The organism is Providencia sp. PROV061 (assembly GCF_011045655.1).
GTDB classification, from domain to species: domain Bacteria; phylum Pseudomonadota; class Gammaproteobacteria; order Enterobacterales; family Enterobacteriaceae; genus Providencia; species Providencia hangzhouensis.
This window is the reverse complement of record NZ_CP042861.1, coordinates 3,964,183-3,984,150: the sequence shown is the minus strand read 5'-3', so window position 1 is coordinate 3,984,150 and position 19,968 is coordinate 3,964,183. Positions and strand designations below refer to the sequence as shown.

The 19,968-nt window shown below is 40.6% G+C and carries 21 protein-coding genes; 14 read left to right on the top strand and 7 right to left on the bottom strand.

All coding sequences use genetic code 11. The features are described from left to right. Window positions 1-8 precede the first annotated feature (8 nt). The 13 genes from FVA72_RS18415 to FVA72_RS18355 all read left to right on the top strand — a co-directional run bounded on the left by FVA72_RS18415 (window position 9) and on the right by FVA72_RS18355 (window position 10,492). Window positions 9-266: a EutN/CcmL family microcompartment protein gene (locus FVA72_RS18415; RefSeq protein ID WP_004259057.1), complete on the top strand. Its 258-nt coding sequence runs from the start codon at window positions 9-11 to the stop codon at window positions 264-266. A 7-nt stretch (window positions 267-273) separates the two neighbouring features. Beyond that, window positions 274-1,404, top strand: a complete 1,131-nt coding sequence (locus FVA72_RS18410; RefSeq protein WP_004259053.1) for a 1-propanol dehydrogenase PduQ — start codon at window positions 274-276, stop codon at window positions 1,402-1,404. Between the two features lie 58 nt (window positions 1,405-1,462). After that, entirely contained in the window at window positions 1,463-4,894 is a 3,432-nt protein-coding gene (gene cutC / locus FVA72_RS18405; protein ID WP_110591170.1) for a choline trimethylamine-lyase, read from the top strand. A gap of 87 nt (window positions 4,895-4,981) precedes the next feature. Beyond that, a complete protein-coding gene (gene cutD / locus FVA72_RS18400) occupies window positions 4,982-5,932 on the top strand; it encodes a choline TMA-lyase-activating enzyme (protein WP_004259033.1) in 951 nt (316 codons plus the stop codon). A gap of 13 nt (window positions 5,933-5,945) precedes the next feature. Then, window positions 5,946-6,383, top strand: a complete 438-nt coding sequence (locus FVA72_RS18395; protein WP_047757251.1) for a BMC domain-containing protein — start codon at window positions 5,946-5,948, stop codon at window positions 6,381-6,383. Continuing rightward, window positions 6,380-7,024, top strand: a complete 645-nt coding sequence (locus FVA72_RS18390) for a phosphate propanoyltransferase (protein WP_004259030.1) — start codon at window positions 6,380-6,382, stop codon at window positions 7,022-7,024. The genes FVA72_RS18395 and FVA72_RS18390 overlap by 4 nt, the downstream gene beginning before the upstream one ends. A gap of 41 nt (window positions 7,025-7,065) precedes the next feature. After that, window positions 7,066-7,731 carry a hypothetical protein gene (locus tag FVA72_RS18385; RefSeq protein ID WP_226617001.1) on the top strand — a complete coding sequence of 222 codons (666 nt, stop codon included), beginning with the start codon at window positions 7,066-7,068 and terminating at the stop codon, window positions 7,729-7,731. A gap of 55 nt (window positions 7,732-7,786) precedes the next feature. After that, complete coding sequence (locus FVA72_RS18380) at window positions 7,787-8,215, top strand: DMT family transporter (protein ID WP_004259023.1); 429 nt, start codon at window positions 7,787-7,789, stop codon at window positions 8,213-8,215. A gap of 21 nt (window positions 8,216-8,236) precedes the next feature. Next, window positions 8,237-8,563: a DMT family transporter gene (locus tag FVA72_RS18375; RefSeq protein WP_004259019.1), complete on the top strand. Its 327-nt coding sequence runs from the start codon at window positions 8,237-8,239 to the stop codon at window positions 8,561-8,563. 196 nt (window positions 8,564-8,759) lie between these two features. After that, window positions 8,760-9,095, top strand: a complete 336-nt coding sequence (locus tag FVA72_RS18370; protein WP_110591171.1) for a tRNA-binding protein — start codon at window positions 8,760-8,762, stop codon at window positions 9,093-9,095. A gap of 74 nt (window positions 9,096-9,169) precedes the next feature. After that, window positions 9,170-9,412: a type II toxin-antitoxin system ParD family antitoxin gene (locus FVA72_RS18365; protein ID WP_094961552.1), complete on the top strand. Its 243-nt coding sequence runs from the start codon at window positions 9,170-9,172 to the stop codon at window positions 9,410-9,412. Then, window positions 9,405-9,710, top strand: a complete 306-nt coding sequence (locus FVA72_RS18360) for a type II toxin-antitoxin system RelE/ParE family toxin (protein WP_047757257.1) — start codon at window positions 9,405-9,407, stop codon at window positions 9,708-9,710. The genes FVA72_RS18365 and FVA72_RS18360 overlap by 8 nt, the downstream gene beginning before the upstream one ends. Before the next feature lie 80 nt (window positions 9,711-9,790). Further along, complete coding sequence (locus FVA72_RS18355) at window positions 9,791-10,492, top strand: helix-turn-helix domain-containing protein (protein ID WP_036958053.1); 702 nt, start codon at window positions 9,791-9,793, stop codon at window positions 10,490-10,492. A gap of 74 nt (window positions 10,493-10,566) precedes the next feature. On the opposite strand, the gene FVA72_RS18350 is transcribed toward FVA72_RS18355, so the two are convergent. Then, window positions 10,567-10,974: a DUF2628 domain-containing protein gene (locus FVA72_RS18350; RefSeq protein WP_036958052.1), complete on the bottom strand. Its 408-nt coding sequence runs from the start codon at window positions 10,972-10,974 to the stop codon at window positions 10,567-10,569. 200 nt (window positions 10,975-11,174) lie between these two features. Next, window positions 11,175-11,555 carry a DUF1992 domain-containing protein gene (locus FVA72_RS18345; RefSeq protein ID WP_004259005.1) on the bottom strand — a complete coding sequence of 127 codons (381 nt, stop codon included), beginning with the start codon at window positions 11,553-11,555 and terminating at the stop codon, window positions 11,175-11,177. Between the two features lie 457 nt (window positions 11,556-12,012). Here FVA72_RS18345 and FVA72_RS18340 point away from each other — a divergent pair, with 457 nt between their 5' ends. Further along, the gene (locus FVA72_RS18340) at window positions 12,013-13,584 is read left to right on the top strand and encodes an AbgT family transporter (protein ID WP_110591172.1); all 1,572 of its coding nucleotides are present in this window, start codon (window positions 12,013-12,015) and stop codon (window positions 13,582-13,584) included. 228 nt (window positions 13,585-13,812) lie between these two features. Here FVA72_RS18340 and FVA72_RS18335 read toward each other — a convergent pair whose 3' ends face one another. The 5 genes from FVA72_RS18335 to FVA72_RS18315 form a co-directional block, all read right to left on the bottom strand. Continuing rightward, window positions 13,813-14,130 (bottom strand): MGMT family protein, encoded by a 318-nt coding sequence (locus tag FVA72_RS18335; protein ID WP_094961548.1) that lies wholly within the window; start codon window positions 14,128-14,130, stop codon window positions 13,813-13,815. Between the two features lie 403 nt (window positions 14,131-14,533). Next, window positions 14,534-15,514, bottom strand: a complete 981-nt coding sequence (locus tag FVA72_RS18330) for a hypothetical protein (protein ID WP_175427131.1) — start codon at window positions 15,512-15,514, stop codon at window positions 14,534-14,536. 27 nt (window positions 15,515-15,541) lie between these two features. Beyond that, a complete protein-coding gene (locus FVA72_RS18325) occupies window positions 15,542-16,273 on the bottom strand; it encodes a fimbrial biogenesis chaperone (protein WP_161595415.1) in 732 nt (243 codons plus the stop codon). A 22-nt stretch (window positions 16,274-16,295) separates the two neighbouring features. After that, window positions 16,296-18,779: a fimbria/pilus outer membrane usher protein gene (locus FVA72_RS18320; protein ID WP_110591095.1), complete on the bottom strand. Its 2,484-nt coding sequence runs from the start codon at window positions 18,777-18,779 to the stop codon at window positions 16,296-16,298. Between the two features lie 86 nt (window positions 18,780-18,865). Beyond that, window positions 18,866-19,396, bottom strand: a complete 531-nt coding sequence (locus tag FVA72_RS18315; RefSeq protein WP_004258966.1) for a fimbrial protein — start codon at window positions 19,394-19,396, stop codon at window positions 18,866-18,868. Window positions 19,397-19,968: the final 572 nt, after the last annotated feature.

Below are 19,968 nucleotides of genomic sequence, written 5' to 3'. Positions count from 1 at the left end.
TATAAACCATGATCCTCGCAAAGGTAGTCGGACATGTTGTTGCAACGCAGAAATGCCAAGAACTTAGCGGCAGTAACTTATTAATGGTTACCAAGCTAGGGGATGACCTTGAACCGTTGAAAAACAAAACGTATGTGGCAGTCGACAGTGTTGGCGCAGGTATTAACGACATTGTGTTAGCTGAAGCTTACTTCGCTTTGAATAAAGACAATTACAAAGCCATGTCAGTGGTTGCCATTGTTGAGAAGGTTTATACCAAGGAGTAAAAACAGCATGAACCAGTTTTTGATTAAACCTAAAGTCCAATTCGGTGCTAACGCATTGGATTTTATCTCACAAATGAGTGCTCACCATGCCTTTATCGTCACTGACAAAGCGATGGTGAAGTTTGGCTTAGCTGATGAAGTCACTCGCAGGCTAACCCAAAGTGGCATCACATTTTCGATTTACGACGATGTTGTGCCGGACCCAGACATTTCAGCCATTGTTAACGGCATGAAAATCATGGATATGCAATATCCAGATGTGGTGATTGCACTCGGTGGTGGGTCGGTGATTGATGCTGCGAAAGCTGTTATTTACTCCCTCTGGCACACCAGAAAAAACGTCAATCGAGTCAAACCGCAGTTTATCGCGATCCCAACCACCAGTGGGACGGGTTCAGAGGTGACTTCATTTTCAGTCATCAAGTCACAGTCTGAAAAGTTGGTTTTAGTTGACGAATTCATGCTGCCAGATGTCGCCATTTTAGACCCTGTACTGGTGAAATCCGTACCAGCTTCGATTACTGCAGATACAGGTATGGACGTGCTGTGTCATGCACTGGAAGCTTATGTTTCTCGCACCGCATCTGATTTTTCGGATGCCTTAGCAGAAAAAGCAGTGCAATTGGTTTTTGGTCACTTAATTGATTGTTATCGCGACGGTAGCAACTTAGTGGCACGCGAAAAAATGCACAACGCTTCATGTATTGCCGGTATGGCCTTTACTAACGCATCACTTGGGATAACTCACAGCTTAGCCCATGCATTAGGCGGCGTATTTCATATTCCACATGGTCGTGCCAATGCCTTATTGATGGCTCAAGTCGTGGCTTTCAATGCGGATTTTGAAGGCCGCTGTGATAGCGAAGCCGCGAAACGTTACGCGAGTCTTGCAAGAAACTTGAATTTACCTGCTTCAACAATACGTGAAGGCGTTGAGAGCTTAATTATGGCAATCAACGTATTGAAAGATGAAATGAATATGCCAAAAGGCATTCAAGCAACCGGTATTAATGAATTCGATTTTAACGCCCGTTTAGGGGAAATGGTTGGGCAAGCACTGCGCGATAGTTGCACTCCGACCAATCCACGGGATGTGAGCAAGGTGCAACTGGAAGTGCTGTATAGACAGTCTTTTTAACAGTTAACGCTTTTATGTGATGAACAACAAACTAGAAAGAACATCAGGATAGGCTAACATGAATAAATATGCTTTGACCCCACGCGTAAAAATGCTGGCTGAACGCTTAAGTGCCCGCAATAGCTCAATTATTACTGAACGTGCCAATATTTTAGAAGCGCTTGGCAACCAACTGTCTGGCGCACCGCAGGCGATTAAACCTGCACAACGTTTTTATGAATTTATCCGTCATTTTCCTGCATTTATTGCCCAAGATGAGTTGATTATTGGTAGCCAATCATCAACGCCTCGTGGGGCGATTTTCCATACTGAAAATGAAATCAACAGCCACAGCATTTATACGTTTTTAGCTGGCGATAGCGCCATTGATGCACCCGATTACTTAGCGGTATTAAACATCGGTTTTTTAGCTATCAAAGCGCAATTAGAAAATAAAGTTAGAAATATCGGCAGTGCAGTTAGCCGTAATAGTATTGATGAGGCGAATAACTGCCGCTCGGCAATTTACGCATGTGATGCCGCTATCCATTTTGCGCAAGCTTTAGCTTCTAAAGCAGAGAGCATGGCAGCAGCAGAGTCTAATCAATATCGTCGCGCAGAGTTACAAGAAAGCGCAGCAATTTTACGTAATGTGCCAGCAAAACCAGCACAAACATTCAAAGAAGCTTGCCAAGCGTTCTATTTACTGCAACTTATCCTGCATTTAGAAAATGGCAGTTATGCAGTTAACCCAATGGGGTTCGATAAAGCAGTTTACCCATTCTACCAACGCGATATTGAACAAGGCCGCTTAACCCAAGCACAAGCTTATGAGATTGTAGAAAGTTTATGGTTGAAACTGGCTGAGCTCTCTGAAGTTCGCTCAACCAAGCAAGTCGATGGCTACCCAATGTTCGATGCATTAAAAGACGGTATTTATCTGAATGACCCTCGTGTATGCATTAACGAATTATCAGCTATGATGTTATCTGCTCATGAAAACATCAGTGCCATCAATAACGGCTTAAAAGTTCGTTTATATTGCGGAAAAAACAGCATTCAGCCGCAATACGCCGCGCCAAATGCTAGCTATGTTGCTCCAACGGCACAAGCGGAAACTGAATTCAAAGTGATGGAAGGGTTAACGCCTCGCTTACAACGCTTGCGTAACCGCTACTTAGAAGCGCGCCCAAGTGTGTCTATCTATCGTGCACTCGCCTTCACTGAAGTTGTCAAAAATAACCCTGGTTTACCGCCAATTCTATTGCGTGCGAAAGCATTCCGCCGCGCTTGTGAAACTGCGCCAATCTTAATTCAGCCGGAAGAACTGATTGTAGGCCATCCATGTGGTAAAGCCCGTGCGGGTGCTTTCTCTCCAGATATCGCATGGCGCTGGGTGGTCGAAGAACTCGATACCATGAGTACGCGCCCACAAGATCCATTTGTTATCTCAGAAGAAGACAAAAAAGTGATCCGCGAGGAAATCGCGCCATTCTGGGAAGGGCGCTCATTGGATGAAATTTGTGAGGCTCAATACCGCGAAGCGGGGGTATGGGAATTCAGCGGTGAAACGTTTGTCAGTGACTTGTCTTATCACCAAATCAACGGTGGTGGAGATACTTGTCCGGGTTATGATGTGCTGTTATTCACCAAAGGAATGAATGGCATTAAAGCAGATGCTCAGGCGAAACTGGCTGAGTTAAGCATGGAAAACCCAGAAGATATTGACCGTATTTATTTCTATAAAGCGTCAATTGAAACCTGTGAAGGGGTAGTGGCGTATTCACACCGTATTGCTGCGCATGCTCGTGAATTAGCCGTGCTGGAGTCAGACCAAAAACGTCGCGAAGAATTGCTGACTATCGCACAAGTCAATGAAAACGTGCCAGCGAACCCACCGGCGACGTTGCAAGAAGCATTACAAAGCATTTGGACTGTTGAGTCACTGTTTGAAATCGAAGAAAACCAAACAGGTCTTTCTTTAGGACGTCTCGACCAATATTGCTTCCCAATGTATGAAAATGACATCAAAACAGGCCGTTTAACCCAAGAACAAGCATTAGAAATGATGCAGGCGTTTATCATCAAGTGTGCTGAGTTAATGTGGATGTCGAGTGAGCTGGGTGCGAAATATTTTGCAGGTTATCAGCCATTTATCAACTTAACGGTGGGTGGGCAAAAACGTTCTGGTGGCGATGCTTGTAACGACTTAACTTACTTAATCATGGATGCGGTTCGTTTCGTTAAAGTGTATCAGCCATCGTTGGCTTGTCGTATTCATAACCAATCACCACAGAAATACATGGAAAAAATCGTTGATGTCGTGAAAGCCGGAATGGGCTTCCCTGCCTGTCACTTCGACGATTCCCACATCAAAATGATGTTGCGTAAAGGCTTTGACTTTGAAGATGCGCGTGATTACTGCTTGATGGGCTGTGTTGAGCCACAGAAATCAGGCCGTATTTATCAATGGACATCAACTGGTTACACCCAATGGCCAATCGCGATTGAGTTTGTATTAAACCGTGGTCGCATGGTGCTATTCGATAGCTACCAAGGCTTAGATACCGGTGATTTACGTGACCTGAAAACATTCGAAGACTTTGATAATGCAGTGAAAGCGCAGATTGCTCATATTATTCGCTTATCCGCTATCGGTACCGTTATCAGCCAGCGAGTTCACCGTGATGTGGCACCAAAACCCTTAATGTCTTTGCTAGTGGAAGGCTGTATGGAAAAAGGGAAAGACGTTGCAGCGGGTGGGGCGATGATCAACCACGGCCCAGGGCTGATTTTCTCTGGTCTTGCAACCTATGTTGACTCCATTGTCGCGATTCGCAAATTGGTTTATGAAGATGGTCGCTACACCCTTGAGCAAATTCGTGATGGATTATTAGCTAACTTTGAAGGCTATGACGAATTACGCCGTGACTGCTTAAATGCGCCTAAATTTGGTAACGATGATGACTATGTTGACCAATATGCGCTGGATATTACGGAGTGGACAGAGCGTGAGTGTCGTAAGTACGACATGTTGTATTCAACACTGAGTCACGGAACTTTATCCATCTCCAACAACACGCCGATTGGTGAATTAACCGCAGCGAGTGCCAATGGTCGCTTAGCGTGGATGCCGTTATCCGATGGTATCAGCCCAACACAAGGTGCGGATAAACAAGGCCCAACCGCCATCATTAAATCAATCAGCAAAATGAATGTTGAAACGATGAATATTGGTATGGTGCATAACTTTAAGTTCTTAAAAGGCTTATTGGACACACCAGAAGGCCGCCACGGCTTAATCACCTTGCTAAGAACCGCGTCTATCTTAGGAAACGGCCAAATGCAGTTCAGCTATGTCGATAACGAAATGCTGAAAAAAGCCCAGCAAGAGCCTGAGAAATACCGTGATTTAATCGTTCGTGTCGCAGGGTACAGTGCCTACTTCGTTGAACTCTGTAAAGAAGTTCAAGATGAAATTATTAGCCGTACTGTAATTGAGAAGTTCTAAACCCATGTAGGCAGGTATGAATTTATACCTGCCATTTTATAACAACAATAATAAATTCTGATTTATAAACATAGTGTTAGAGGTGCAATGATGAGCGCGGCAGAGATTAAAGGTCGGATATTTAATATCCAAAAATACTCGATTTATGATGGCGACGGTATCCGAACACTGATTTTCTTAAAAGGGTGCAATATTCGTTGCCCATGGTGCGCTAACCCAGAAGGGTTAAGTAGCCAGTTTCAAGTGATGTTTTCCCACGATAAATGCGTCAATTGTGGGAAATGCGTTGATGTCTGCCCGACAGGGATCCACTACAAAACTATTAATGAGCAAGGTGAGCAAATTCACCGCGTGAATCGCAGCATTGATTGTATCGGTTGCCGTAAATGTGAAGAAGTATGCATTGGCGGTGCATTAGACATCATGGGTAAAGATGTCACTGTGGCCGAAATGATGGATATCATCATGCAAGATTATGATTTTTATATTTCTTCCGGTGGTGGTGTGACAATCGGTGGAGGCGAAATGAGCCTACAAACCGATTTTGCAGTCGCTCTACTGCGTGAGTGTAAAAAAATGATGATCAACACCGCAATAGAAACCCAAGGTACAACATCGTTAGAAAACTATGAAAAGTTAGCTGAAGTTGTCGACCTATTCCTCTATGACATTAAACATATTGATACTGCGCAGCATAAAAATCTATTCGGTATTGGCAATGAAAATGTTCGCCGCAACCTCGAAAGATTGATTGATCTCGGCGCGAACGTGGTTGTCAGAATGCCATTAGTTCGTGGCTATAACGACTCGTTTGATGCCATTACAGGGGCGATTAACTATGCGATGGAATTATCCAAACGCGGCAATGTAAAACGCATCGATATTCTGCCTTATCACCAGTTGGGCCGCGGTAAGTACGACAAACTGGATATGATTTATCCCGTTAAACAAGACCCAACCTATAGCGCAGAAGAATTAGACCAACTTGAAGCATTCTTCAAACAATTTGATTTCGATATTCGACTGGTTCGTCACTAAGTAGGAGAGACAGATGAAAAGTTTAGGCGTAATTGAAACTCGGGGACTGACATCCGCAATACAGGCTGCTGATGCGGCGTGTAAAGCCGCCAGTGTAGAAATTGTAGGTTATCGAAAAATCGGCTCTGGACTGGTATCCGTTTGTTTCCAAGGCGAAATCAGTGCTGTTCGCACCGCAGTTGACCATGGTATTGAAGTGATCGCCAATAGTCAGCTACTCGTCGGCTCATTAGTGATTGCGCGGCCTGAAGAAAGCGTAATCAGTAAATTGCTAACAGTGAAAAGTAAAAAAGGTGAGTTAGAGAAAAGTCTTCAGCCAGAAGTAAAAGCAGAAAAGTTAGTGGAAAAAGCGGTTGTTGAGGCTAAAACAGAAGCGCCTGTGGTTGAAGTTAAAACCGACATCAATGTGAAAGACATCAAGAATGACCCGCGTAAAGGGAAAAAATCATGATGAATGAGCAATTAATGGGGAAAATATTGGAGCGGCTTTCAGCCTATACACCAGCACAAGGCAGCGTTTCCAACATTGCTATCCCTGTCGGAATATCTAACCGCCATGTTCATCTTTCACAACAGGACGTTGAAGCCTTGTTTGGCCAAGGATATCAGCTGACGCCATTTAAAGATTTAAAACAGCCCGGGCAATTTGCGGCGAAAGAATGCGTCATGGTGGTGGGACCAAAAGGGTCGATTAGCAAAGTCAGAGTACTAGGGCCTGTTCGCCCAAAAACGCAATTAGAAGTGTCTAAGGCCGACTGCTTTGCGCTTGGTATAAAAGCGCCGGTAAGAGAGTCAGGTGACATGGCAGGTTCAGGCAATGCTTTACTGATTGGCCCAGCGGGGCATGTCAATCTTGAGTCGCAGGTTATTTGTGCTCAGCGTCATATTCATATGAGTGTGATGGACTCAAGAGCATTAAATGTGGTGAATGGGCAAAAGGTGAATATCCGTACTGAAGGTGAACGCAGCTTAGTGTTTGATGAAGTTGTCGTGAGAGTGGATGAACGCTTTTCTCTTGAGTTTCATATTGATACCGATGAAGCAAATGCCGCGGGCTTACGCAATAACGATAGCGTATTTATCGCGGGCTAAGGAGTGGTGGCAGAATGAACGAAAAACTGATCGAGCGAATTGTGCAGCAAGTTTTACGTCAGTTAAAGCGACAAGTTCTGGTGGTGCTATCGCCTGTTGAGGGGTATCAGCAAGCTATTTACCAAAGACTGGCACAGTTAGATTCTGTTTCTTTTTCCTTTTATGCCACCGCATCAATGCACCAGTCTTTTGATGTTGAAAAATGGGCTGAATTGGGAAGTGTTATAAATAAAAGCACCTTATCAATAAATAGTTTAAATCATTATGACAGCCTGTTTTTACCGTTTATTGATGCAAAAGTCGTTGGTGAGATAGCCAATGGTTTGTTTATGAGTGAGGAAAGTGAGTTAGTCTTTCATGCATTATCACAAAACATGCCGATATTGGCACTGAAATACCATTGTTGCCCTGAAAGTGAATTAAGTCAGGTTTTAGGTTTAAATAAAAATGAAAATTATAATCAGTTGATTAAAGAAAATATCACTAAAGCAATCAAGTTAGGTGTTTATTTTGATTCATTTAATGAAATAGAAAATAAATTTTTAATTCGTGATATTACTGAAAATTTAAAACCTGAAATAAATGATGAACATCCAAATCGCTATATTACTTTAAAGGAAGTAATGAATAACCCTAGGGGGTATTGCGCGAATGAAAATAAATTAACAGATTCAGCAATCGATTATTTAAAGTCTCTTAAAAAATAAAGTTATTTAATCAAATTAAAAATTAATCTTTCTATTTATTGTAGGAGTATTATCTATGTCCCCTAAAGCAAAGTCATGGCTTTGGATGCTGGCGGTTATTGTTTCTGAAACCTCAGCAACATCGACCTTAAAAATGTTTGATAATAGTGAAGGTATGACTAAATCATTATTATTGGCATTAATCGTTGTGCTATATGTTATTTGTTACTATTCACTTTCTCGGGCAGTAAAATATATTCCTGTTGGTTTGGCTTATGCAACATGGTCAGGTACAGGGATCTTAATGGTTTCTACCCTCGGCATGCTATTTTATGGGCAACACCCAGACACTGCGGCGATGATCGGTATGGCCGTGATCGCGAGTGGCATTGTGATCATGAATCTATTCTCCAAAATGGGCTCCGATGATCCGGAAGAAACTGAACCATCTAAAGATGAAACTGAGTCTTCATTATTATCAACAAAAAATAACACAGCTCATTAATTCAAAGTTAAGGGGAATATTATGTTTACTGGATTTTTATGGTTAGCGCTTTCTATTGGCTCTGAAATAACGGGTACTTCAATGATAAAAAAGACCAATAGCTTTAGCAAATTGGGTCCATCTGTATTAGTCATTGTTGCTTATTGCTTGTGTTATTTCGCACTAACCCGTGCAATGGGTTATATCCCAGTCGGTGTGGCTTATTCATTATGGTGTGGGTTTGGTATTGTCGGTGTGACACTCGTTTCTATGATTTTATATAAACAAAAACCCGATTTCCCAGCAGTATTTGCGATGGGCCTCATTATCACTGGTGGGATCATTATGAATACATTTTCAACGATGTAGTAAAAAAGAAAACGCCGTACTTCAACATACTTTCTGTTATTTATCTTTAGCCCTCATTTTTATGAGGGTTATTTTTTGCTTATCATCTGAGCCCTGTGGTGGTTTGGCTACATAAAATGACGTTCTGGCGATAAACCGCAAAGTCTGTTGTATGTTAATTTATTACACATAAGTAATTTAATTTAGGAATGGATTTATGCAAATTATTGAATGGGATGATTTTACCCGTGTTGAAATGCGTGTTGGGACTATTGTTAGTGCACAAGTCAACAGTAAAGCCAAAAAGCCAGCTTATGTTATGGAAGTTGATTTAGGCGAATTGGGTATTAAGCGCTCTAGCGCACAGATCACTGTCAATTATACGCCAGATGATTTGATTGGTAAGCAGGTACTATGTGTGTGTAACTTTGAAGTCAAGCGTATAGCAGGCATTAAATCGGAAGTGTTGATCACGGGGGCACCTGATGAAAAGGGGGCGATTGTTCTTGCTGAATTTAACTTACCTTTGCCGAATGGGGCGCTTTTAGCCTAATGCCTACATTGATTGATTTTATGGTGATAACCCACTAAAATAATTGTGTTAATAATTAACACAAAGGTGATCTTATGGCTCGTACCACAAGTGTGACAATCGGAACGCAATTAGATGAATTTGTAAATCAACTGATTTCATCTGGAAGGTATGGTTCAACAAGTGAAGTTGTTCGCTCCGCACTGCGTTTACTTGAAATTCAAGAAAAACAAACGGCTGCATTGAAGATGCTAATTGAAGAAGGTGAAAAAAGCGGTGAATCATCATTCACACTCCATGATATAGCCAAAAAAATGAAGACCGCACATAATGTATAAACTTTCTAACTTAGCCGCTAAAGATTTTGAAGGAATATTTGAATATACTTTGGTGAATTTTGGTGTCAGTAAAGCGGATGAGTATACTAAAAGTTTACATTGTGCGTTAGAAATGTTGAGCTCCAATCCTTTGATAGGACTGAAGTGTGCGGAAATTTCAGAGGGGATTAGGCGTTATAATCATTCTAAGCATGTCATTTTTTATCGGCAGAGAACCAAAGATATCTTTGTTATACGAGTTCTTCACCAGCAAATGGAACCGCTGAAACATTTTTATTTTGATGAATTTGATAGATAGGCCAGTCACTTCCTCTATAGCAATATTACCACCTATAGTCCTATACTCTTGCTATTCATTGACCGTGGGAGTGCAACCCTTTGCGATTACCTGAGCTTCATTTTCGCCAATATTCGAACGACGTCATTTCTCATCAACATGATGGGCAGTGGCAAGTCGTTTTGTCGTTATCTGGGCAGATGGAAATTAATATGTACCGGCAACATTTTCTGTTAAATGCAGGAAAGGGGGTCGTGATCCCGCCTAGTGTGAGTCATGCATTTAGCGGGCAGCTAGGAAATCAAAACTACGTATTAGAAATGCCAGCCACAGCACAATGGGCATTAAATGAAAAAATGACGCAATTTACTCTGACACCTGCCGCAATTGGTCTTTTGAATTGGTTGCAAAACTTCCCACAAGCTCCGGAACATAATTTTACGGTTGCTCGTCTATTGTTGGCACAGTTAAAACCTGAAAATAAATGGATTGATGAGCTTTCTCAATGGGTGGAACTGCGTCTACACCATCCTATTAGTTGTGAAGATATGGCAACGGCTTTTTGTATGTCAGTGAGTACGCTTCAACGAAAAATAAAGGCTGAAACACAGTTAACGGCGATGCAGTTTCTATTACAAAAACGCATGGAAGCGGCAGGGCGCTTATTATTATCCAATAAATCAATAGAACAAATTGCATTAGCGGTGGGCTATGACTCACATTCGGCATTTAGTCATGCATTTCGCCAATTTTATAGCAAAACACCGAATGAATATCGTTTGCAGGGAAGTCACTTACGGTAGGTTATTTTGGGGAGCTTTGTTGCCAGATAAAAATTAGCCACCTCGCCCGCAGCCAATTTTTATCTTTTTACAGCTTAGACCATGCGGATCCCTTCAAATGGGTTCCAGTTGTCCAATCCTTTGGTTTCTTTAATATAGTAAGCATAATTGGCAACCATGGCCCACAGCGCTGACATACCGACAGATACCCCTGTAAAGACGGCATTAGGGATTGTTCCACCAATCATAAAATCAATAATATTCAAAACTAGACCAACCCCAAGAGTGATACCAAGCATCACCAACCCTTTCTTCCACAGCCCTAAAATCAAGAAGTAAATAATACCGAAGAAGAAGGCAAAAATGTTCATATTAATGAGAATACGCTTACCGAAAGAGGCGGCTTTCAACGCTGCTTTGAATTCAGGCGTATCAGGAGCACCATGCTTATCAAAAAAGTCGAAACGTTCTTGCCATTTATTAGAATATTGTTTCTGTTCCATTTTCCATCTCTTGCTTATTAATAAGTATAAAATAGGGATTGATAATACTTGGATAACCATATAAAAAAGAGGTAAATAGTCTTAATATGACTATTAAGGGGCATTTTTAATAACGAATCAAGCAAAGAGAAATAAAGGAAGAATGATTAAGATAAATAGTAAACGGATAATGGATTAATTTATTGTAAGACTTACCTACATTATTTGGTATTTGACTTATTGGCTATTTGTTCAGAAATTGAATTTGCATAGTTGCCATGTAAAAAATCAGTATTTACATTGGCTTGTTTGAGTTTTAGTTCGAGTAAAGCTAATTGCTTACTCACCGACGTATAATTGGGGTCGTCCACAGAGAGACCTTGTAGCATATGGCTTAGCGTTAGTGCATCTTTCCTTTGTTGTAATTCAGTGGGTAAATAGCCCGAGTTCTTTAATATTCGATACCCAGCCCTAAGTTCAGGTGGAACTAAACTATCATCTTCAAGCTGTAACATTTTTCCCTCCCCATTTAAATTTGAAAGCTCCCCTTTACTCAGAGCTTCTTGAATATGGCGTTCTGCCCAAAGATCAATGACTGACATGATAGTGACTCCATGAATTGATTTTTTACTATTATAGCCTTCCATATCAATATAAAGAAAGTTGGTAGATTATTCTTTGTTGGGGTTGTTATTCCGAATTATAAGTAAGGTTTTATCGAGTGTTTATAAATAAGGTTTTTACTATTAATATGAAATAAAACTGCTAAAAAATAATATTTAATTAGTGATAAATGACGAATAAACGTCATAGATAATATGAAAATTGTTATATTGACCACACTTATAGAAATTAATTTATCTGATTTACTTTGGTTTTAATTGGTGCCTTTATTTAAATTAATAATATTAATGACTAATAAAAATGAATTATCCCTAATTATGTTGAATTTTATGTCTAAATTGTGTGAATTTTGTTGATTTGAAATGATCTATTTGTAAATGGTAAAAAACAAAAACATTGTGTAATGTCCGTTTTTCTTGTTTATAAGGAGAAAATATGGAACAAAAGAAGCAAGAGGGAAGCCGTTTTTTGCGAACGGTTGAGTGGCTAGGTAATGCACTACCACATCCCGTCATTTTATTTATTATTTTAATTGCAATTTTATTAGTTTCCTCAGCAATTGGTCAGTACTTTGGTGTAAGCGTGCCAGATCCGCGCCCAGAAGGCGCAAAAGGGCGGGCAGAAGACGGTATTATTCATATTGTAAGTTTATTGGATGCCGAAGGGATCCGAAAAATTATTGCGAATGTCGTCACCAACTTTACAGGTTTCGCACCATTAGGGACGGTATTAGTGGCATTATTAGGGGTTGGAATTGCAGAGCGGGCCGGCTTACTTTCCGCGGCTATGCGCTTAATTGTCACCAAAGCTCCACGAAAATTAACCACAATGGCTATCGTGTTTGCGGGGATCATGTCAAACACCGCCGCAGAATTGGGCTATGTGGTACTTATTCCACTGGCTGCCATTATTTTCCACTCATTAGGTCGTCATCCTTTAGCGGGTCTTGCCGCCGCATTTGCTGGTGTTTCAGGTGGTTATTCAGCAAACTTACTATTAGGTACGGTTGACCCGTTACTTTCGGGTATCACTCAGCAAGCTGCGCAAATCATTGATCCAACTTATATCGTGGGTGCAGAAGCAAATTGGTACTTTATGTTTGCCAGTACGTTTTTAATCACTATTTTAGGTTATTTGATCACCGAAAAAATTGTGGAACCCCAGTTGGGTCCATATACAGGTGGTGCCGTTGATGAAGATGAAAATAGCCTTTATGCTTCTGCAAACGTTACTCCACTCGAGAAAAAAGCGTTATTCTGGGCATCAGTTACCTTCTGGGGATTAGCGGCAATTTTGGCGTTGATGGTGGTACCAGAGAACGGAATATTACGGAATCAGGAAACGGGATTAGTCAGCAACTCGCCGTTCTTAAAAGGTATTGTGGTCTTTATTTTTGTCTTCTTTGCCGTTCCAGGCATCGTGTATGGTTATATTGCTAAAACTATGCGCTCGGATAAAGACATTGTTGATGCAATGGCTGGAGCAATGAGTACGCTCGGTTTATACCTTGTCATTATTTTCTTCGCGGCACAATTTGTTGCTTTCTTTGGTTGGACAAACATCGGGCAAGTTATCGCAGTTAAAGGTGCCAACTTCTTAAATAGTATCGACCTTCACGGTGGTGTGCTGTTTATTGGCTTTATTCTTATCTGTGCATTTATTAATTTAATGATTGGCTCAGCATCAGCCCAATGGGCGGTAACGGCACCTATTTTTGTTCCTATGCTAATGTTAGCGGGCTATGCGCCAGAAACTATTCAAGCGGCATACCGAATTGGTGATTCGGTCACGAATATTATCACACCGATGATGAGCTACTTTGGCTTAATTATGGCGATTGTTGTGAAATATAAGAAAGATGCAGGGATTGGTACACTTGTCTCAATGATGTTGCCTTATTCCATCATTTTCTTCATTGGTTGGTCATTATTCTTTATCGTATGGGTATTTGTATTAGGGATTCCTGTAGGGCCTGGTTCCCCGATTTATTTCACACCGGGAAGTTAGCGTTTTGATATTTAATTGAAAAACCATTGGTTGCCCTATTTTTAATTCATTGGATGAAGGGCAACCAATGAGGATGTAAGTTATGATTTTGTTATTTTAAACATAGGAACTAGATTAGATAGTAATTATAAAAATAAACTGCTGTGAGTGAGACAGTTTATTTTACTAAGTACCAACAATTACAATATTACGGTAAAAATTATTTTTATACTTAATAGAATGAAAGAGCTAATCAAATCCCTCCCAGAAATAGTCCTTTAGTTTTATTTTATCGTTCAAGTCAAAAATAATACCTTCATCTATAAGGGCTTGTTTGTGACGTAGATAGCACTCGCCTTTGACTGATAACTTACCCTGACTATTAATAATACGGTGGCAAGGCAAAGAACTTCCCGCAGGGATGGTTCTAATAACTTGGCAAACTTGGCGTACATGAGCTGGGTAACCTGCCATTTTTGCCAACGTTCCGTAAGTGACAACTCTACCTCTTGGGATACTCCCTATAAGACTATAAATGATGTCTCGGAAAGATGGCGCGTTGTTCATGGTTATAGCCTCAATTACGATGGGTGTTTATCAACCTAAATATGTAGGCGTTGGTGGGCAGTGCATGATTAAATTGTATAGCAAGTTTGTCAATGTGATAGTTTTCTTTGGCGGAAATCACCACAATGGGATGAGAGGGGGAAGTATCTGTTTTATGACTTGAGTTTTAAGCTGTAAATGGTGTTGAATTAAGTAATTATATTTTTCATGGGCGTAGAGGATCTTTGATTTGAATTATCTCTTTCTTAATATCACACGCCTTCTTTATATTTCTACTATTTTTACTAATAGTAAGTGACATTGTAGAGATTAAGGCAAAAATCTCATTATCTCTCCTCCATTTTAGGCTAAGCCAATACCACCGCACAAAGGTGATATTGACTTAATACAAACCTAAAACTCACTAACGGTAGGTAAATAAAACATTCACAGTGTTACTGAACTGCCCTGATTTAATGGCTTCAGCATCTTTCTTGGATAACTCGATACTGTAAGGGAAATAGCCGGGCTGTTGTTTACTGATACTCCCTTTATAATAATACTGATCAAACGCAACCTGTTGGTTATTGGTTCTGTCTGTAATTGCAGCTTGTAGGCCATTGTTAAAGACGATGTACTTTTTATTTATCACGCCACTGTTGCTTTGGAACGCAACACTGACTTCTAATGCCGCATCACACGTTGAATCGGGCACTAAATCTAATGAAAAGTTTTCTCTAACTGTTTGACCACCTTCAAAATTTTCAGCCGTGAGCTCTTTAAAATCAACCACTTTATCGCTCATGCGGACAATCGGTGTTGGGCAATAGTTCACCAATTTCCCGATAATCCTCGCCTGATAGATATCCCCTAAACTTTTTCTCTGGTAATCACTGTGATAACCAACATTAAAAACACCGGTATCAAAAGATTTTAACTCTCCCGTACCTCTGACCACTCGATACGTGTAACCAAATAGCACATTTTTAGGGCCCGCCTCCCAGACGCCCACTTCTAACTGCGGGGTGTTGGCCGCAGTTATTTCAACAGAGCCACTATACATACTGTCCTGATAAAGCCTAACACCGCTGTTTTTAAGTGTATTTTTTATGGTTGTTGGCGTTTGGTTGTTAAACCAAATTGTCCGCTCCGCCTTTGAGCCTGAAAACACACAAGCCCATGAAAAGAAACCACTACTGGCAGAGCCCAATAGCGTGCCGGGAGCAACGGTGCCGGGGGTTGTATTCATATCAATATAGACTTCAGGGAGTGGGTTCCACGCATTTCCCGTCGAGCCGGGTACACTATTACCCGGTCGGCATGTCACTCCGGCATACGCGGCAGAAGTTGACATCAGAAGGAGAAAGAACACGCCACTTTGCCATGACCGTTTTTTAAATTTCATTTCAGTAAGCTCCCACATTTGTATTTTTTATTTCGCCTGTGGCAATAATTGGCAAGGCTGTGCTGCGGCACACTGGTATTTATTAAATTTCAGACCACCGAAGTCATCAATATAAGCGACTTCAAAACTGTTCCATGCCGGGTTTTTCAATGTCACGGTCGAATCACTGAACGGGGCGACAAGCACTTCAGGAAAATCTTTATCCTTACTTTGATCAACATTGATATTGGTGATCACAATATTAAACGGGGTTGGATTCGACAACGTAATCTGTCCACCTTGTTTTGTGACTTTTAAATCGCGCTGAAAATCTTTCTCGGCAGAGACTGTGTAGTCAATGCCTTTTGGGCGATAAAACAGTTTTAAGCGTGATTGGATAGTAAACTGAACCGCATTCGCTTCTTTACCTTGCGGTGGAATACCTAATACATTGAAATACAAAAGACTCTCCCTGTCCGTGGGTAAGGTATTTTGCCCATCCATATACGCAATTTTGATTTGTTTTTTCTGTTTAGGGCCAATTTTTTGTAAAAAAGGTAATGCCACTAGTGAGTTAGTCAGCTTTTCACCTTTTTGGTTTTCTATCCATGTCTGCGCTAAAAACGAAGAGGCGGTATCTTGGTTTTCAACAACGATACTGGTTCCGCCATCGGCTTCATTAAAAATAACACGGGTTCTATCTAACCCAAGAACGGCATACGCTTGGCTCATGACGCTTGAGAGTAAAACAACGGAAAGTACTTTTTTAAATAATGTCATTTTTTCACCCATTGAAATCACATTAGTGACGACAAGCAATTGAATCGCTACTTTTAGCCAGGAGACTGTCCGCTAAGAACGTACACGCTTGTGCATCTCCCCAGTTAACGCTAAGTTGGTCGCCCATGTTCAACCCGGTTAAGTAGACGATACCGGATTCAGCAATAATGCCTGAAACTTTACCCGTTACGTTATTTTTCACCACTGAGCCTAATGGTGGGTATTGACCATTAGCCAGCTTAATTCGTGTTATCAGTGACTTACCAATATCTGCATCCATTTTAGCATAACCGATTGCCCCATCAGTGAGTGTAGACGCTAAAACATTATCATCAATGTTTACCGTGTCTGGCAGGTTGTTCACATCCACCTTGTATTCCATATTATAGTAGGTCGGAACGTTACTGATAGTGGCTAACCCTCGGCTATTCGTCGTCGCATGGCCATTTTCAATCATCACGCCTTGCGCATTTGGCACATCAACCACTAAACGAGATTGGTCACGATAGGTTAAACGGTGCGCAGAAATACCGTGCTGTGTCGCGGTGACCGAGCCACTCATCGTCATACTTAGCGACGTCATGGAATCCGATAATGACCCCGTCACTTGGACTTGGCCGGCATCCGCACTGTGTGACACATAGGTGCTCACCATGCCTTCCGATAACCCATCTTGGGTCGATGCGGTTAAATTATAGTTCGTGTTGCTATCAACATGACGACTGTAATTCACGTTATTTGCATAGCGCTTGTTGCTGTCACTGTAAGAGGCGAAATACGATATTGATGCATTTTGGTTTTCAGTACTTAATGGTTTGCTGACGGATAAATAAACTTGGTTATCCGTTTTATTATTCGCCCCACGGACTTGGTTTAAAGACAGGGAGATATTCCCACCTTTCATGACGCCTTCATCGAAGAATTTATTGAGCCCCACACTGAAATAGTTATTTTGCTTACCATTCCAATAGGTTTTACGTGATGCGGTGATATTCGCACTCGCATTCATTCCACGTAATTGCTGAGCGTAAGACAATGAAAAAACATGTTTGTCTTTATTGGTATCGATATCTTGTCTGTCGACAAAGTTTTGCTCAACAAAATTGGATAAAGAGTTAAAGGTTCTGTCGGCAAAACGGTACCCAGTTAATGTCAACTGCCCATCAATACTCGGTAAATCTTTGGCATAGTTAATACGGTAGCTTTTGCCTTTCTCACGCCCCAATAAGGTATCGGCGTAAGATTGGGTGATATCCACCGAAAAAGCCCCTAAAATGCCGATGTTTTGGCCAATACCGAGGTTAATGGCTTTGTATTTATTCCCTGATGTTGCCACGATTCCGCCAAAAACAGAGGTATGGTTAAACACCCCAACAGAGCTTTCGACAGTCATAAAATTGTCGTTAGCATGGGTGCCATTTTTCGGGGATAGCTGACCTAAATTCAAGGTGTAGCGCGCTTGCCCTTTACGGGTTAAAAACGGAATATTGGTTGTCGTAAACTGGAATTTCGTTTCTTTACCGTTATCCTCTGCCACGGTCACATCAATGGTGCCCATGATGGATTGACTTAAATCCTTAATCACAAAAGGGCCCGCCGGCACTTTCACTTGACTGATGATACGGCCATTTTGTGATAAGGTGACCGTTGCGTTTGAGGCGGCAACCCCGGTAATTTGAGGGGCATACCCTCTGAGGTTCGGTGGCATCATGCTTTCATCGGTAAACATGCTCACGCCTTTGAAACGCACGCTATCAAACAAGTCTGATTTAATGAAAATTTCCCCGGCAAACAACTTCGCCGATAAGCTGGCAATGTCCCTAAAAGCGTAGACTTGGTCCCAATCTAAGTTGCGTTTCTTGCTACCCCGTCCATCTTCGCCCGCCAATTTATTCTCATATTGGTAATTTGCCCGTAAACGCCATTGCGCGAAGTTAGCGCCCACATTCCCGAAGGCATAGAGTTGGTTACGTGTTTCTTCGTTTTTACGGATTAAATGATTATCGCTAATCGTATAATCTAAAATTAACCCCGCAATCCCATAGTCGCGCATTTCAGGGCTCACCCACGAAGAATAAGTCGATGCCATATATTTCTGAGGTATCGAAATACTCAGGACTTGTTCGCTATCATTAAAATCGATAGCCACGTTTTTATCGAGAGAGAATAAATTAATACAATCATTTTCTTGAGCAGAAAGTAATATTTCTTTCGCTTCTTCATTTAAGGGAAAACGTTTTATTAATTGTGCCGTAATACACGGCTCAATTGTTCCGTCATGATTAATAAACTTAATTTTTTCGCCGCGGATAATTTTTTTATCATTTAAAATAATATCCGATTCATATAAACCTTCACTTAAACTATTTTTTTCAAAATAGCTTAGGTCAATATTGTCGTCTGCAGACAAATTAAGGGCATTGATATTAAAAGTTTCCGCATTTGTATACCCACCACACATAATGAGTGAGATAATATAACCTATATTTTTTTTCTTAAAATACATGTTGGCACTCTTATGATAATCGATAGTGGGAATACAAAGCTTTACGCTAATTAGCGTAAAGCTTTTGCTTAGGCATGATGGCTATCTTATTCGTAGCTTAATACGTAGTTTGCGATAGAGTTGATGCTACCTGAAGTGGCGGCACCAGTTGCTTCTGCTTGAGCAGACAAAATAATTGTGGTGTCAGACGCTTTCAGTGTTTGCTCTAAAGTCTCACCGGGTTTAATCGTTTTACCTGTACTATCTAAGAATGAAACTGCAACGTTATTTGCGCTACCAGTGCTTGACCATAAAGATGCGTTTGTGGCATCAGGTTGGCCATTAAACGTAATTTTTACTTTAGAATAAGGAGTACCTGAAGCACTTGGGTCTAATTGGCAATCTTGTAATTTTAATTCAAATGAATTGAGTGGGCCTTTTTTACCCGCAGCATCTAAATTAACCGCGGCAATATTACCTAATTGAACTTCTTTATTCACATCAGTCGGTGCAATTGTACATGCACCGCTATTAATTGTGCCTTTAAACGTAATTTTACCTGAGCCGGCATCCGCAGCCATTGCAGAAATAGAAGTTGTCGTTAACGCTAAGCATAATGCAATTAAAGTCTTATTCATGTTATCTACCTTATATTAAGTCATTTAATTAAAAATTTTTATCTGTTGTGAAGAACGAAACAAATAATATCCATAAAATGAGTAATCAGATATCGCTAAAGTATGTATTTCGCCGGTAGAATGTAACGAAATATATTAAATTAACGCATTGAAATTAAAAGAAAATAAAAAACGAAATATTTATTAACATTATCACTAGCACCGCGTTAAGGCGTTGAATGCAGATCTTTAAGCCAAAAAACAACTCACCATAAGCATTAAACGCCAACATAACCCATAAAAACAAATAAACGCATTACAAGAGTATTTAGGCAGTGAAATATATCTTAAATAATCAAAAACCGAGTTATTGAGATATTTATTTACATCCATTTATGAGTTTGAAATGACTTTATCGCGTTAGATTAATTCATTCGCATAAAAAATAAGTCTAATCATTTGTTTTTTAATGTTATTTTTGATGGAGTTAAATGAAGGCGCTATTCTGATGTTTTTCACTTATTTTTATCCGGTAAAGTAGATAAAACAAAATATATTACAAAACAATTAGTTAGTATTTGTTATGTCTTCTA

What these genes read in the sequence shown, in the direction of transcription:
- FVA72_RS18360 (WP_047757257.1), top strand. Translation starts at nt 9,405, where the DNA reads ATGTATAAACTTTCTAACTTAGCCGCTAAAGATTTTGAAGGAATATTT.
- FVA72_RS18330 (WP_175427131.1), bottom strand. Translation starts at nt 15,514, where the DNA reads ATGAAATTTAAAAAACGGTCATGGCAAAGTGGCGTGTTCTTTCTCCTT.
- cutD (WP_004259033.1), top strand. Translation starts at nt 4,982, where the DNA reads ATGATGAGCGCGGCAGAGATTAAAGGTCGGATATTTAATATCCAAAAA.
- FVA72_RS18410 (WP_004259053.1), top strand. Translation starts at nt 274, where the DNA reads ATGAACCAGTTTTTGATTAAACCTAAAGTCCAATTCGGTGCTAACGCA.
- FVA72_RS18315 (WP_004258966.1), bottom strand. Translation starts at nt 19,396, where the DNA reads ATGAATAAGACTTTAATTGCATTATGCTTAGCGTTAACGACAACTTCT.
- FVA72_RS18375 (WP_004259019.1), top strand. Translation starts at nt 8,237, where the DNA reads ATGTTTACTGGATTTTTATGGTTAGCGCTTTCTATTGGCTCTGAAATA.
- FVA72_RS18365 (WP_094961552.1), top strand. Translation starts at nt 9,170, where the DNA reads ATGGCTCGTACCACAAGTGTGACAATCGGAACGCAATTAGATGAATTT.
- FVA72_RS18320 (WP_110591095.1), bottom strand. Translation starts at nt 18,779, where the DNA reads ATGTATTTTAAGAAAAAAAATATAGGTTATATTATCTCACTCATTATG.
- FVA72_RS18325 (WP_161595415.1), bottom strand. Translation starts at nt 16,273, where the DNA reads ATGACATTATTTAAAAAAGTACTTTCCGTTGTTTTACTCTCAAGCGTC.
- FVA72_RS18370 (WP_110591171.1), top strand. Translation starts at nt 8,760, where the DNA reads ATGCAAATTATTGAATGGGATGATTTTACCCGTGTTGAAATGCGTGTT.
- FVA72_RS18395 (WP_047757251.1), top strand. Translation starts at nt 5,946, where the DNA reads ATGAAAAGTTTAGGCGTAATTGAAACTCGGGGACTGACATCCGCAATA.
- FVA72_RS18350 (WP_036958052.1), bottom strand. Translation starts at nt 10,974, where the DNA reads ATGGAACAGAAACAATATTCTAATAAATGGCAAGAACGTTTCGACTTT.
- FVA72_RS18415 (WP_004259057.1), top strand. Translation starts at nt 9, where the DNA reads ATGATCCTCGCAAAGGTAGTCGGACATGTTGTTGCAACGCAGAAATGC.
- FVA72_RS18335 (WP_094961548.1), bottom strand. Translation starts at nt 14,130, where the DNA reads ATGAACAACGCGCCATCTTTCCGAGACATCATTTATAGTCTTATAGGG.
- cutC (WP_110591170.1), top strand. Translation starts at nt 1,463, where the DNA reads ATGAATAAATATGCTTTGACCCCACGCGTAAAAATGCTGGCTGAACGC.
- FVA72_RS18340 (WP_110591172.1), top strand. Translation starts at nt 12,013, where the DNA reads ATGGAACAAAAGAAGCAAGAGGGAAGCCGTTTTTTGCGAACGGTTGAG.
- FVA72_RS18345 (WP_004259005.1), bottom strand. Translation starts at nt 11,555, where the DNA reads ATGTCAGTCATTGATCTTTGGGCAGAACGCCATATTCAAGAAGCTCTG.
- FVA72_RS18390 (WP_004259030.1), top strand. Translation starts at nt 6,380, where the DNA reads ATGATGAATGAGCAATTAATGGGGAAAATATTGGAGCGGCTTTCAGCC.
- FVA72_RS18380 (WP_004259023.1), top strand. Translation starts at nt 7,787, where the DNA reads ATGTCCCCTAAAGCAAAGTCATGGCTTTGGATGCTGGCGGTTATTGTT.